The 13,573-nt window shown below is 64.7% G+C and carries 12 protein-coding genes; 3 read left to right on the top strand and 9 right to left on the bottom strand.

All coding sequences use genetic code 11. The features are described from left to right. Window positions 1-18: 18 nt before the first annotated feature. The 5 genes from AABA84_RS21865 to AABA84_RS21845 all read right to left on the bottom strand — a co-directional run bounded on the left by AABA84_RS21865 (window position 19) and on the right by AABA84_RS21845 (window position 5,152). On the bottom strand, window positions 19-426 hold the full coding sequence (locus AABA84_RS21865; protein WP_212252259.1) for a F0F1 ATP synthase subunit epsilon: 408 nt from the start codon (window positions 424-426) through the stop codon (window positions 19-21). A gap of 87 nt (window positions 427-513) precedes the next feature. Next, window positions 514-1,956, bottom strand: a complete 1,443-nt coding sequence (atpD, locus tag AABA84_RS21860) for a F0F1 ATP synthase subunit beta (RefSeq protein WP_212252258.1) — start codon at window positions 1,954-1,956, stop codon at window positions 514-516. A 52-nt stretch (window positions 1,957-2,008) separates the two neighbouring features. After that, window positions 2,009-2,884: a F0F1 ATP synthase subunit gamma gene (locus AABA84_RS21855; RefSeq protein ID WP_212252256.1), complete on the bottom strand. Its 876-nt coding sequence runs from the start codon at window positions 2,882-2,884 to the stop codon at window positions 2,009-2,011. Between the two features lie 178 nt (window positions 2,885-3,062). Beyond that, window positions 3,063-4,592, bottom strand: a complete 1,530-nt coding sequence (gene atpA / locus AABA84_RS21850) for a F0F1 ATP synthase subunit alpha (protein WP_212252254.1) — start codon at window positions 4,590-4,592, stop codon at window positions 3,063-3,065. Further along, window positions 4,592-5,152 carry a F0F1 ATP synthase subunit delta gene (locus tag AABA84_RS21845; protein WP_212252252.1) on the bottom strand — a complete coding sequence of 187 codons (561 nt, stop codon included), beginning with the start codon at window positions 5,150-5,152 and terminating at the stop codon, window positions 4,592-4,594. The genes atpA and AABA84_RS21845 overlap by 1 nt, the downstream gene beginning before the upstream one ends. A 700-nt stretch (window positions 5,153-5,852) precedes the next feature. On the opposite strand from AABA84_RS21845, the gene AABA84_RS21840 reads away from it, so the two are divergent. Beyond that, the gene (locus tag AABA84_RS21840; RefSeq protein WP_212252250.1) at window positions 5,853-6,353 is read left to right on the top strand and encodes a septal ring lytic transglycosylase RlpA family protein; all 501 of its coding nucleotides are present in this window, start codon (window positions 5,853-5,855) and stop codon (window positions 6,351-6,353) included. 232 nt (window positions 6,354-6,585) lie between these two features. Here the strand turns inward: AABA84_RS21840 and AABA84_RS21835 are convergent, their stop codons facing one another. Next, complete coding sequence (locus AABA84_RS21835; protein WP_338313069.1) at window positions 6,586-8,796, bottom strand: primosomal protein N'; 2,211 nt, start codon at window positions 8,794-8,796, stop codon at window positions 6,586-6,588. A 111-nt stretch (window positions 8,797-8,907) separates the two neighbouring features. Here AABA84_RS21835 and AABA84_RS21830 point away from each other — a divergent pair, with 111 nt between their 5' ends. Both AABA84_RS21830 and AABA84_RS21825 read left to right on the top strand, forming a co-directional pair. After that, a complete protein-coding gene (locus AABA84_RS21830) occupies window positions 8,908-9,873 on the top strand; it encodes a tyrosine recombinase XerC (protein ID WP_212252246.1) in 966 nt (321 codons plus the stop codon). 100 nt (window positions 9,874-9,973) lie between these two features. Next, entirely contained in the window at window positions 9,974-10,564 is a 591-nt protein-coding gene (locus tag AABA84_RS21825) for a DUF4337 domain-containing protein (protein WP_151646202.1), read from the top strand. Between the two features lie 182 nt (window positions 10,565-10,746). Here AABA84_RS21825 and AABA84_RS21820 read toward each other — a convergent pair whose 3' ends face one another. Genes AABA84_RS21820 through AABA84_RS21810 form a run of 3 tightly spaced genes read right to left on the bottom strand, consistent with a single transcriptional unit; the run spans window position 10,747 to window position 13,520 of the window. After that, complete coding sequence (locus AABA84_RS21820; protein WP_212252243.1) at window positions 10,747-11,277, bottom strand: hypothetical protein; 531 nt, start codon at window positions 11,275-11,277, stop codon at window positions 10,747-10,749. A gap of 35 nt (window positions 11,278-11,312) precedes the next feature. Then, on the bottom strand, window positions 11,313-12,713 hold the full coding sequence (lpdA, locus tag AABA84_RS21815) for a dihydrolipoyl dehydrogenase (RefSeq protein ID WP_212252241.1): 1,401 nt from the start codon (window positions 12,711-12,713) through the stop codon (window positions 11,313-11,315). A 57-nt stretch (window positions 12,714-12,770) separates the two neighbouring features. Continuing rightward, window positions 12,771-13,520, bottom strand: a complete 750-nt coding sequence (locus AABA84_RS21810) for an SDR family oxidoreductase (protein ID WP_338313066.1) — start codon at window positions 13,518-13,520, stop codon at window positions 12,771-12,773. Window positions 13,521-13,573 lie beyond the last annotated feature (53 nt).

The raw sequence follows: 13,573 nt of genomic DNA, 5'->3' as shown, positions 1-13,573 counted from the left end.
GGAGCGGTGCCCCGGGGCTTAGTGCATAGCCGTCGAGCTGAGCTGCTGCTGGATGCTCTTGAAGTGGTCGAGCCGCTCGATCGCCTGATCGAGCTCGCCGCCTTCGTGCTCCTTCAGCCCCTCTTCCATCTCCGAGACGGTCGCAGCGAACTGGGCGCGGTCGAGCTCGGCCAGCGACGTCGCGACGTCGGCGAGCACGGTCAAGCCCTTTTCGGAGACTTCGGCAAGGCCGCCGAGCACGATGATCTTCTCGTGCTTGCCGCCGGTGGTGATGGTGAGGATGCCCGGACGGATCGCAGCCACGACCGGCGCATGTCCTGCCAGCACGCCGAAATCACCCTCGACGCCGGGGATGTCGACCTGATCGACCTCGCCCGAGAAGGCGAGCTTTTCCGGAGAGACGAGATCGAAGTGGAAGGTGGCCATAACAAACCTGCGAATGGTGAGTAGCGAATGGCGATTGTTTGAAACAGGGAGCAGCTATTCGCCACTCCCTATTCGCTATTCGCCAGCTTAGGCGGCTTCCGCCGCCAGCTTCTTGCCCTTCTCGACGGCTTCTTCGATCGTGCCGACCATGTAGAAGGCGGCTTCGGGCAGGTGGTCGTACTTGCCTTCCACCAGGCCCTTGAAGCCCTTGATGGTGTCGGCGAGCTCGACGAACTTGCCCGGCGATCCCGTGAAGATTTCGGCGACGAAGAACGGCTGCGACATGAAGCGCTCGACCTTGCGGGCGCGCGCCACCGTCAGCTTGTCCTCTTCCGAAAGCTCGTCCATGCCGAGAATGGCGATGATGTCCTGGAGCGCCTTGTAGCGCTGCAGCACCTGCTGGACCTGACGGGCAACCGCGTAGTGCTCCTCGCCGACGACCAGTGGGGAGAGCATGCGCGAGGTCGAGTCGAGCGGATCCACCGCGGGGTAGATGCCCTTTTCGGCGATCGAGCGCGACAGCGTGGTGGTCGCGTCAAGATGCGCGAACGAGGTCGCGGGCGCCGGGTCGGTCAAGTCGTCGGCCGGAACGTAGATGGCCTGCACCGAGGTGATCGAACCCTTCTGCGTGGTGGTGATGCGCTCCTGCAGCGCGCCCATGTCGGTCGCGAGCGTCGGCTGATAACCCACCGCCGAAGGAATACGGCCGAGCAGCGCCGACACTTCCGAGCCGGCCTGGGTGAAGCGGAAGATGTTGTCGACGAAGAACAGCACGTCCTGGCCCTTGTCGCGGAAGTCTTCCGCGATGGTGAGGCCGGTGAGCGCGACGCGGGCGCGGGCGCCCGGCGGCTCGTTCATCTGGCCGAACACCAGCGCGCACTTCGACTTCACGTTCGGATCCGGATTCTTCGGATCGGCGTTGACCTTGGACTCGATGAACTCGTGATAGAGGTCGTTGCCCTCGCGGGTGCGCTCGCCGACGCCGGCGAACACGGAGTAACCGCCGTGCGCCTTCGCGACGTTGTTGATCAGCTCCTGAATCAGCACGGTCTTGCCGACGCCGGCGCCGCCGAACAGGCCGATCTTGCCGCCCTTGGCGTAGGGAGCCAGGAGATCGACGACCTTGATGCCGGTGACCAGAATCTCAGCTTCGGTCGACTGGTCGGTATAGCTCGGCGCGTCCTGGTGGATGGCGCGCAGGCCTTCGGACTTGACCGGGCCGGCTTCGTCGATCGGCTCGCCGATGACGTTGATGATGCGGCCGAGCGTGCCTTCGCCGACGGGAACGCGGATCGGCGAACCGGTGTCGGTCACTTCCTGGCCGCGGACCAGACCTTCGGTCACGTCCATCGCGATCGTGCGCACGGTGGATTCACCGAGATGCTGCGCAACTTCCAGCACGAGGCGGATGTTGCCGTTCTTGGTTTCCAGCGAATTGAGAATGGCCGGGAGGTGGCCCTCGAACTGAACGTCGACGACGGCGCCCATGACCTGGGTGACGCGACCGACCGGGTTAGCTGCTGTAGCCATGAAGCTCTCCTTCGAAATTCTGTACTTGAACGACCGTCGTTGAATTCGTGCGTCAGACCGCCTCGGCGCCGGAGATGATCTCGATCAGCTCCTTGGTGATCTGGGCTTGACGGGTTCGGTTGTAGATCTGGGTTTGCTTGCGGATCATTTCGCCGGCGTTGCGGGTGGCGTTGTCCATCGAGCTCATCTGCGCGCCGTAGAACGAAGCGTTGTTCTCGAGCAGCGCGCGGAAGATCTGCACCGCGATGTTGCGCGGCAGCAGGCCCGAAAGGAGTTCGTCCTCCTCCGGCTCATATTCGTAGGACGTCGTCGGCGCGTTCGCCGCCTTCTCTTCCACGACCAGCGGAATGATCTGCTGCGCGGTCGGGATCTGGGCGATCACCGACTTGAACTGCGCGTAGAACAGCGTGCAGACGTCGAACTCGCCGTTCTCGAAACGGGCCAGCACCTTCTTGGCGATGTCCTCGGCGTTGACGAAACCGAGCTGACGAACGCTGCGCAAATCGAGATGCTCGACGATCTGCTTGTCGAACAGGCGGCGGAGCTGCTCGTAACCCTTGCGGCCGACGCAGAAGAATTTGACCTCCTTGCCCTGCGCCATCAGCGCCTGGGCACGCTCGCGCGCGAGGCGCACGATCGAGGAGTTGAAGGCACCGGACAGGCCGCGCTCGCCGGTGCAGACCAGCAGCAGGTGGACCTGGTCCTTGCCGGTGCCGGCAAGCAGCGCCGGCGCGCCGGGCGAACCGGCGGCAGCGCTGGCGATGTTGGAGATCACCGCGCTCATCTTGTCGGCATAGGGGCGCGCCGCTTCGGCCGCCTGCTGGGCGCGGCGCAACCTGGACGCAGCGACCATCTGCATGGCCTTGGTGATCTTTTGCGTCGCCTTGGTGGAGGCGATGCGCACGCGCATGTCTTTAAGTGACGCCATTCTTCGTTCACCCCGGCGGTTCGATCTCTTGGATCAAGCCGCTAGCCTATCCCAGTCGTCATGCCCGGGCTCGTCCCGGGCATCCACGTGCCGCCTCACACGTCGCTAGACGTGGATGGCCGGGACTTCAATTGCGAAGACGCGCTTCGCGCTTTAGCCCGGCCGCGACGGTTCTTTCTTACGCGAAGCTCTTCGCAAAACCTTCGACAACCGACTTCAGCTTGGCAGCCACGTCGTCGGAGAGGTCACGGGTGTCGCGGATCGAATTGAGGATCTCGACGTTCTTGCCGCGCAGCAGCGACAGCAGGCCGTCCTCGAACGCGCGCACCTTGTTGACCGGGAGCGGATCGAGATAGCCGTTGGTGCCGGCCCAGATCACGCAGACCTGCTCTTCCATCTTCAGCGGCGCGAACTGCGGCTGCTTCAGGAGCTCGGTCAGGCGCGAGCCGCGGTTCAGCAGGCGCTGGGTCGAGGCGTCGAGGTCGGAGCCGAACTGCGCGAACGCCGCCATTTCGCGGTACTGCGCGAGCTCGCCCTTGATCTTGCCGGCGACCTTCTTGGTCGCCTTGGTCTGCGCCGAGGAGCCGACGCGCGACACCGACAGACCGACGTTCACCGCGGGACGGATGCCCTGGAAGAACAGGTCGGTTTCCAGGAAGATCTGACCGTCGGTGATCGAGATGACGTTGGTCGGAATGTAGGCCGACACGTCGTTGGCCTGGGTTTCGATGACCGGCAGCGCCGTCAGCGAGCCCGAGCCCTGGTCCTTGTTCAGCTTCGCCGCGCGCTCGAGCAGGCGGGAATGCAGATAGAACACGTCGCCGGGATAGGCTTCGCGGCCCGGCGGGCGGCGCAGCAGCAGCGACATCTGGCGGTAGGCGACGGCCTGCTTGGACAGATCGTCATAGATGATGACGGCGTGCATGCCGTTGTCGCGGAAATACTCGCCCATGGTGCAGCCGGTGAACGGCGCGATGTACTGCATCGGCGCCGGATCCGACGCGGTGGCGGCGACGATGATCGAATATTCGAGCGCGCCCTGCTCTTCCAGCACCTTCACGAACTGGGCGACGGTCGAACGCTTCTGGCCGACCGCGACGTAGACGCAGTACAGCTTGATGTTCTCGTCGGGCTGCGCGTTGAGCGGCTTCTGGTTCAGGATGGTGTCGAGCGCGATCGCGGTCTTGCCGGTCTGACGGTCGCCGATGATCAGCTCGCGCTGGCCACGACCGATCGGGATCAGGGCGTCGATCGCCTTGAGGCCGGTCGCCATCGGCTCGCTCACCGACTTGCGCGGGATGATGCCGGGCGCCTTGACGTCGACGCGCATGCGCTTGTCGGCCTGGATCGGGCCCTTGCCGTCGATCGGATTACCGAGACCGTCGACGACGCGGCCGAGCAGGCCCTTGCCGACCGGCGCGTCCACGATGGCGCGGGTGCGCTTGACGGTCTGGCCTTCCTTGATCTCACGGTCGCCGCCGAAGATCACGACGCCGACGTTGTCGGTTTCGAGGTTCAGCGCCATGCCGCGGGTGCCGTTCTCGAACTCGACCATTTCGCCGGCCTGGACGTTGTCCAGACCGTAGACGCGAGCGATACCGTCGCCGACGGACAGCACCTGTCCGACTTCGGAGACTTCAGCTTCCTGGCCGAAATTCTTGATCTGGTCCTTGAGGATCGCGGAAATTTCCGCGGCGCGGATGTCCATCAGCCTGCCTCTTTCATCGCGTGCTTGATCGAATTGAGTTTGGTGCGAAGCGAACTATCGATCATGCGGCTGCCGAGCTTGACGACGAGGCCACCGATGATCGAGGGATCGACATTCACGTTGAGCGCGACGTCCTTGCCGGTCACCGACTTCAGGGCAACCTTGAGGGCGTCGAGATTCTTGTCCGAAAGCGTTTCCGCCACGGTGACGTCGGCCGTCACCTCGCCCTTGAACCTGGCGACCAGGGCGCGGTAGGCGCGAATGACGTCAGTCACCACGAACAGGCGGCGATTGGCGGTCAGGACCTTCAGGAAATTGGCGGAGATGCCGGCGATGCCGGCCTTGGCCAGCACGGCCGAGAGGGCCCTGGACTGGGCATCGGCTGCGAAAACCGGGCTGCGGACGAGGCGCTTCAGATCGGCGCTCTCATTCAGCATGGCCTCGAATTTCTCGAGATCGGCTTTGACCTCGTCGACCACTTTCTGGTCGCGGGCCAGTTCAAACAAGGCCGTTGCATAACGGCCGGACACACCTGAAACGGACGTATCTTCTGCAGCCACAGACGCGCTCTTTTTGCTGTCAAACTCGCAAGGGAAAAACCGTCGCCACAAAGCGGCGCCAAGCGATCCAAGCCCTTGGAATTCAAGCGGGACTTCGATTTCCGGCCGGCACGGGACGTGCCGGATCCGTTAAAATCGCGGCTTTGCTAACATAGCAGGCGCGCAGGTGCAACATGACGCCAAATTAAAGGCACCGGGTTCTGTCGCCAGTTCGTCGCACGCCGGATGCAGCGATCGCCACCGATACGACCACCGTATCAAAGGACCTGATCAAGAACTTGACCAAGTCCTTGGGTGACGAGGTGCCGCGTCACGGAATTGTCGCGGGGGACTTCAGCGCGGCCTCCCCCTTGTTGGTTCCTGCCCTCAGCGCATAGCGGCCATGAACACGGATCGCAGAGGTGTGATTCCGGCCTCGTCAGCTCCACTCGCCGAATACTTACCCAATTCTAAACGCTCGCGGCGATAACTTCGTTTTACAGTATTCATAAGTAATACATAAGTTAACAAATCGTTAAAGGCGAAGATTACGGAACATCGTCTGAATATCTGGTCCCGGTAACAAGATATTACATGACGACACAGAATGGATTTACTGCCCAATTCACGCCTCATTAGGAATCGAAACGCCAACTCGCTCACAAACTGATGGGGGCTCCACTAGCCACATATGTGGCAATACTAGCTTAGGGACCACTAAATGCTGTCTTTGAAGACGCTGGGCGTTGTGACCCGGCCGCGTACGGCGATCGCTTTCATTGCCGCAACTCTCCTCATCGGTGGAACTGCCACCGAGGCTTCCGCCAAATCCCGGCATCACCGGCATCATCATCACCGCCACCACGCTCAGACCGATACCAACGCGACCTCCGATTGGCGCAACGCCAATGCGTCGATGACGCCGACCTCGGGCACGGGCCACAGCTTCTCCGGCATGGCCTCCTTTTACGGCAACGAGTCCGGCAGCCGCACGGCCTCGGGCCAGCGCTTCAACCAGAACGCCCTGACCGCGGCGCACCGCTCGCTGCCGTTCGGCACCAAGCTGCGCGTCACCCATGGCGGCCAGAGCGTCGTCGTCACCATCAACGACCGCGGGCCGTTCATTCGCGGCCGTGTGCTCGACCTCTCCACGGGTGCCGCCCGCGCCATCGGCCTCACCAGTCGCGGCGTCGGCCGCGTCACCGCGGAAGTCGTCTCCTAAGGCGCGATAAAGCGTCTCATCGAGCGCGCAGTTTTCATCAGTTTGATGCGCGCATGAAACAAGCCCGCGGTCTTGGGGGACCGCGGGCTTTTTGTTGCCTGCGTCATTCCGGGGCGCGACGAAGTCGCGAGCCCGGAATCCATCGGGCGACAGAATTGGCGGATAAATGGATTCCGGGCTCGCGCTTCGCGCGCCCCGGAATGACGACTGAGGATGTGGCCGCGACGGACTCTTACAAAAAGCTCTGCGGGTCGACGTCCACCTCTAGCTTCTGATTGCCCGTCGGCTTCGGGCAGACCGCGAGCCAATTGCGCAAATAGTCCGAGAGGTCGAAACCGCGCGCCGATTTCACCAGGATGCGGAAGCGGTAGCGGCCCTTGATCACGGCGAGCGGCGCCTCCGCCGGTCCCAGCACCACGACGCGCTCGTCGCGCGGGGCGAGCGCGACGAGGCGGCGGCCAAGGCCTTCGGCGCTCGGGCGGTCGCCGGCGGAGATGATCAGGCTGGCGAGCCGGCCGAACGGCGGATACAGCGTGCGTTCGCGTAAGTCGATCTCGCTGTCGTAAAAGGCCTCGCGGTCGCAGGCGATCAGCGCCTTCATCACGGGATGATCGGGCTGGTGGGTCTGGAGATAGCCGACACCGCGGCCCTGCTCGCGGCCGGCGCGGCCGATCACCTGGTTGAGCAATTGCCAGGTGCGCTCCGCCGCGCGCGGATCGCCGTTGGAAAGACCAAGATCCGCATCCACCACGCCGACGAGATTGAGCCGCGGGAAATTGTGGCCCTTGGCGACGAGCTGCGTGCCGATGATGATGTCGACCCGGCCCTCCGCGATCTCGGCAAGCTCACTGCGCATGGTCTCGATCGAGGTGATGAGATCGCTCGACAGCACCATGGTGCGCGCCTGCGGAAACAGCGCGGCGGCCTCCTCCTGCAGGCGCTCGACGCCGGGCCCGACCGCCACCAGCGATTCCTCGGCCGAGCAGTTCGGACAGAGATGCGGCCGCGGCATCGAGAAGCCGCAATGATGGCAAACCAGGCGCTGACGGAAGCGGTGATCGACCAGCCAGGCATCGCAGATGGTGCAGGCGAAGCGGTGGCCGCAGCCGCGGCACAGCGTCAGCGGCGCATAGCCGCGGCGATTGAGGAACAGCAGTGCCTGCTCGCGCTTTTCGATCGCGCCTCTGATCTCGCCGGCCAGCCGCGGCGAGATGAAGCGGCCGCGCGCGGGCGGCTCGCGGCGCATGTCGATGGCCTCGATATGCGGCATGTGCTGGCCGCCGAAGCGCGAGGGCAGCGCGATGCGCTGATAGCGGTTCTTGCGCGCATTGACTTCGGACTCGACCGACGGCGTCGCCGAGGCCAGCACGACCGGAATCCTGGCGATATGCGCGCGCACCACCGCCATGTCGCGAGCGTGATAGTGCACGCCCTCATCCTGCTTGTAGGCCTGGTCGTGCTCTTCATCGACGACGATCAGGCCGAGATCGGCGTAAGGGAGAAACAGCGCCGAGCGTGCGCCAACCACGACCGGCGCGGTGCCTGCGGAGATCGCCGCCCAGTTGCGCGCGCGGGTGCGCGGCGTCAGCTCGGAATGCCATTCGATCGGCCGTACGCCAAAGCGCTGCGCGAAGCGGTCGAGGAACTGGCCGGTGAGCGCGATCTCCGGCATCAGGATCAGAGTCTGCTTGCCGCGACGGATGGTTTCAGCAATGGCCTCGAAATACACCTCGGTCTTGCCCGAACCGGTGACGCCATCGAGCAGCGCGACGTGAAAGGTACCGTTGGCCGCAAGCGCGCGCATCGCGTCCACACCGGCACGCTGCAACGGCGAGAAATCCGGCCGGCCGAAATCCGGATCGGGCACGGGCGGCGGCGCAGGCGGCGGCATCGGCTCGACCGTGAGCGTGCCCTCGTCGACGAGCCCGTCGATCACGCCGGCCGAGACGCCGGCTTCCTTGGCCGCCTCCGACTTGCCGTGCAGCAGCCGGTCCGACAGCACCTCGATCACGCGCTGCCGTGCCGGCGTCAGCCGCCGCGGGGGATCGCCGACCAGGCGCACGCCGGGGCGGACCCGCTCGGGGCCGAGATTCTCACCCATGCGCAGGCACATGCGCAGCACCATGCCGCGCGGGCTCAGCGTGTAATTGGCGACCCAGTCGACCACCGCCCGCAGCTCGGGCTTGAGCGGCGGGATGTCGAGCTTCTCGCTGACCTCCTTGAGGCGGTTGTGCAGGCGTGGATCAGGATTGGCGTTTTCCCCCCAGACCACGCCCAGCACCTCGCGCGCCCCGAGCGGCACACCGACGAGATCGCCCGCCTTCAGCTCCATCCCGCGCGGCACCTTGTAGGAATAGGTCTGGTCGAGCGCGACCGGCACCAGCACGTCGACCATGCCGGTCGCGTTGGTGGGGGCGGTGGTGCTGCGCGAGGTGTGATCCATGAACCAAGAATCGGAACCGGGGGCCTCAAGGCTAGCGCCCTGAGGCAGCCTTAGCGAACGATAAACGAGTGTGATGCGATATACTGAGTGGAATCACCACGTCCAGTGCGCATGAGCAAAGCCGTCGCCCCACCTATCGAGCTCGCCAGCGCCGATCCCTCGATCGCGCAGGAGATGACGCGCTGGCTGTCGCATCTCGGCGCCGAGCGGCGGTTGTCGCCGAAGACGCTGGAGGCCTATGGCCGCGACTTGCGGCAGTGCCTGGATTTCCTTTGCAGCCATTGGGGCGAACGCGTGACGCTCAAGCGCTTCGCCGCGCTGGAAGCCACCGACGTCCGCGCCTTCATGGCGATGCGTCGCGCCGACGACATTGCCGGCCGCAGCTTGATGCGCGCGCTGGCGGGCCTGCGCTCCTTCGGCCGCTTCCTCGAGCGCGAGGGCAAGGGCAAGGTCGGCGCACTCTCGGCGATCCGTGCGCCGAAGGTGGCCAAGACCTTGCCGAAGCCGCTGCCGATGGCATCGGCCAAGCGCCTTGCCGATGCCGACGAGCGGGCCGGCGAGGATCGCGAGACCTGGATTTTGGCGCGCGACGCTGCCGTGATGGCGTTGCTCTACGGCTCCGGCCTGCGCATCTCCGAAGCGCTCGGGCTGAAGCGCCGCGAGGTGCCGCGTCCCGGCGAGGGCGACGTGCTGATCGTGACAGGCAAAGGCAACAAGACCCGGATGGTGCCGGTGCTGCAGAACGTGCTCGAGCTCGTGCAGGAATACGTTGCGATGTGCCCGTATCCGCTGCCCGCCGAAGGCCCGATCTTCGTCGGCGCGCGCGGCGGTCCCTTGAGCCCGCGCATCATCCAGCTCGCGATGGAGCGGCTGCGCGGCGCGCTCGGCCTGCCCGACAGCGCCACGCCGCACGCGCTGCGGCACTCCTTTGCCACTCATCTTCTGTCACGCGGCGGCGATCTGCGCGCCATCCAGGAATTGCTCGGCCATTCCTCGCTCTCGACCACGCAGATCTATACCGGCATCGATTCGGAGCGACTGCTGGAAGTCTATGCCAGCGCGCATCCAAGGCGCTGAACGCCCCTGATTCCTGACATGAAGCTGTCACAGCGAGCGTGCCTCTTGCGCTCGCCGCGCGGTTCGGTCAATCGTTGTGGAACCGAGGCAGGAGAGACTTATGAGCGCACATGAAAGCATGGAGCATGCCGAGCACGCCGAACACGCGTCCGGCTCGAACAAGAAGATCGCGCTCCTGATCGCCGTGCTGGCGCTGTTCCTGGCGATCTCGGAGACGCTCGGCAAGGGCGCGCAGACCGAATCGATCAGCAAGAACGTCGAGGGCGCCAATCTCTGGGCGTTCTTCCAGGCCAAGAGCATCCGCCGTACCGTGGTGGTGACCGCGGCCGAGCAGGGCAAGCTGACGCTGGCCGGCACCACCGACGACGCCATGAAGGCGACGGTGCAGAAGCAGATCGACGACTGGACCAAGACCGCGCAGCGCTACCGCTCCGAGCCCGAGACCGGCGAAGGCACCGAGCAGCTCGCCGAGAAGGCCAAGCATGCCGAGCACGAGCGCGACGAGGCGACCGCGAAATACCATCACTTCGAGCTGGCCTCGGCCGCCTTCCAGATCGGCATCGTGCTGGCTTCGGCCACCATCATCACCGGCATGTTCGCGCTGGCCTATGTCGCCGGCATTCTGACGCTGGGCGGCATCCTCATGACCGCGCTCGGCCTGTGGTGGCCGCATCTGCTGCATTTGCATTAGTTGGAGCAGCAGCGTTGCACCAACTCCGTCAATCCTGAGGTGCGAGGAGCGCAGTGCATCGGCACTACGCCCGGAGCCTCGAAGGATGAACGGCCGAGATGCAGCCGGGCCGTCGCCCTTCGAGGGCCGCTGAAGGAGCGGCCGCCTCAGGGTGACGGGTGAGAGACTGAATGTGCGGGCGGCTACCGCGCCTGATGCACGCTCTTCCTGAAACGCTGGATCAGACGCAGCGTACGTGACGACCAGCCTTCGCCGTTGCCGGCGATCAGCTCGCGGATGCGGCGCTTGATCGGGTCGACCAGCTCGGCGGCCTTGGCGCGCAGCTTCAGCACCAACGCGTAGATCCGCTCGAACCAGTGCATCTCCAAGAGCTTGTCGCGCGTCACGTCGAACACGAAGGCGGTGACACCGACGCCGAGCATCTTCGCGAAAACGATCGTGAAGACCGCGCTGGTCCAGTATTCATGCGTGAGCAGCCACAGGCCGACCAGCTTGAGCGGAAACAGCGGGACGATGGGGACCGCGAACACGATCAGCGTCATGGCCGGCGACAGCGCATCGACGCGCTCCGTCAGCCATTGCTTGAAGCGCGCCAGCGGGATGGCCGCGACGACCTTTGCAACGATCGGCTCGAGATGGTCCCACAGCCAGGCTTCGATCAGGAAGACGATCGCAAGCAGGACCCAGACCGGTTGAAGAAGGCGGCGCAGCATGTGTTTCCCGCCCCGATTCAGCGCTGGGCGCGTGTCTACATATGGATGGCCCGCTTGCCGACTGCAAGCGCGGCTTCCTTGATGGCCTCCGAGCGGGTCGGATGCGCGTGGCAGGTGCGCGCGAGATCTTCCGCACTGCCGCCAAACTCCATGAGAACACAGGCCTCATGGATCATTTCGCCGGCTTCGCGGCCGATAATGTGCACGCCGAGCACGCGATCGGTCTTCGCATCTGCGAGAATCTTCACAAAGCCGTCAGTGGTCTGGTTGACCTTGGAGCGGCCGTTGGCGGTAAAGGGAAATTTCCCGACGGTATAAGCCACGCCCGCCTGCTTCAGTTCCTCCTCGGTCTTGCCGACGGAGGACACTTCCGGCGTGGTATACACGACGCCTGGGATCACATCGTAGTTCACGTGGCCGGCCTGGCCGGCAATGATCTCGGCCACCGCCACGCCTTCATCCTCGGCCTTGTGCGCGAGCATCGGGCCTGCGACGACGTCGCCGATGGCATATACGCCCTTCAGGCTGGTGGCGAAATGCGGATCGATCTGCACGCGGCCACGATTGTCCAGCGCGACGCCGGCCTCCTTCAGGCCAAGCGCGTCGGTGTAGGGCACGCGGCCGATGCAGACCAGAACGACGTCGGCTTCCAGCGTCTCGGCGGCGCCGCCGGCGGCGGGCTCGATGGTCGCCTTCAGCGTCTTGCCTGAGCTGTCGACCGCGGTGACCTTGGCGCCGAGCTTGAACGCAAAGCCCTGCTTTTCCAGGATGCGCTGGAATTGCTTGGCGATCTCGCCGTCCATGCCGGGCAGGATGCGATCCAGGAATTCGACGACGACGACTTCGGCGCCGAGACGATGCCAGACCGAGCCGAGCTCGAGGCCGATCACGCCGGCGCCGACGATCAAGAGCTTGCCGGGGACCTTGTCCAGCGACAGCGCGCCGGTCGAGGATACGATGCGCTTCTCGTCGATCTCGATGCCCTTGAGGCGCGCGATGTCCGAGCCGGTGGCGATCACGATGTTCTTGGTGTCGATCGTCTGCGACTTGCCGTCGGCGGAGACTTCCACCTTGCCGGTTCCCAGGATCTTGCCGGTGCCCTTGAGCACGTCGATCTTATTCTTCTTCATCAGGAACTCGACGCCCTTGACGTTGCCGTCGATGCCCTGCTGCTTGAAGTTCATCATCGCGGGAAGATCGAGCTTCGGCGAGGAGACCGACACGCCCATCTTCGCGAAGGAGTGCCCGGCTTCCTCGAACATCTCCGACGCGTGCAGCAGCGCCTTCGACGGCATGCAGCCGACATTGAGGCAGGTGCCGCCGAGGGTTGCGTTCTTTTCGACCACGGCGACCTTCATGCCGAGCTGGGCTGCGCGCACCGCGCAGACATAACCGCCAGGTCCGGTGCCGATGACGACGAGATCGTAGGTAGCCATGAGAGAAAGTCCCGTAAAGTTAGGCGTGATGAGGATGTGTCAGCGTCCGCCGGTGCGTCAGCGTCCGCCGGACACATCGAGAATGGCTGAGGTGACATAGGAGGCCTCGTCCGACATCAGCCAGACGATGGCGTTGGCGATTTCATCTGATGTGCCGACGCGCTTCATCGGCACCAGATGGGCCAGGCGATGGGCGCGGTCGGGCTCCCCGCCGGCGGCGTGGATCTCGGTGTCGATCAGGCCGGGACGGATCGCGGCGACGCGGATGCCCTCACCCGCGACCTCATGGCCGAGGCCGACGGTGAAAGAATCGATTGCGCCCTTCGACGCCGCATAATCGACATAGGTGTTGGGCGAGCCGAGCTTGGCGGCGACCGACGACAAATTGACGATGACGCCGCCCTTGCCGCCGTGCTTGGTCGACATCCGCTTCACCGCCTCGCGCGCGCAGAGGATCGACCCGGTGACGTTGACCGCCATGACGCGCTGGATGCGCTCGGCCGACATCTCGTCGACCCGCACGCCACTCTGGCCGACGATGCCGCCATTGTTGACGAGCGCCCCTAACGTGCCGAACTTGTCGGCCGCCTTGAACAGCTCGAGGATGTCGCCTTCCTCGGCCACATCGCATTTCACCGCGATCGCCTTGCCATTGCTGGCCTCGATCAGCGCGACCACCTCGTCGGCGGCCCTCTTGTTGCTGGCGTAACCGACCACGACACGAAAGCCGCGCGCGGCCGCCGCAATCGCAGTCGCCCGCCCGATGCCGCGGCTGCCGCCGGTGATGACAACGACTTTATCCGTCACGCGCGCCTCCATGGTTCGACACGCGCCGTCGCGAATGGCGACGGCGCTCGCAG

Origin of the sequence: Bradyrhizobium sp. TM239 (genome assembly GCF_036247985.1) — a bacterium.
GTDB classification, from domain to species: Bacteria; Pseudomonadota; Alphaproteobacteria; order Rhizobiales; family Xanthobacteraceae; genus Bradyrhizobium; species Bradyrhizobium ottawaense.
Note: the sequence above shows the minus strand (reverse complement) of the source record. Positions and strands in the feature narration are given on the sequence as shown.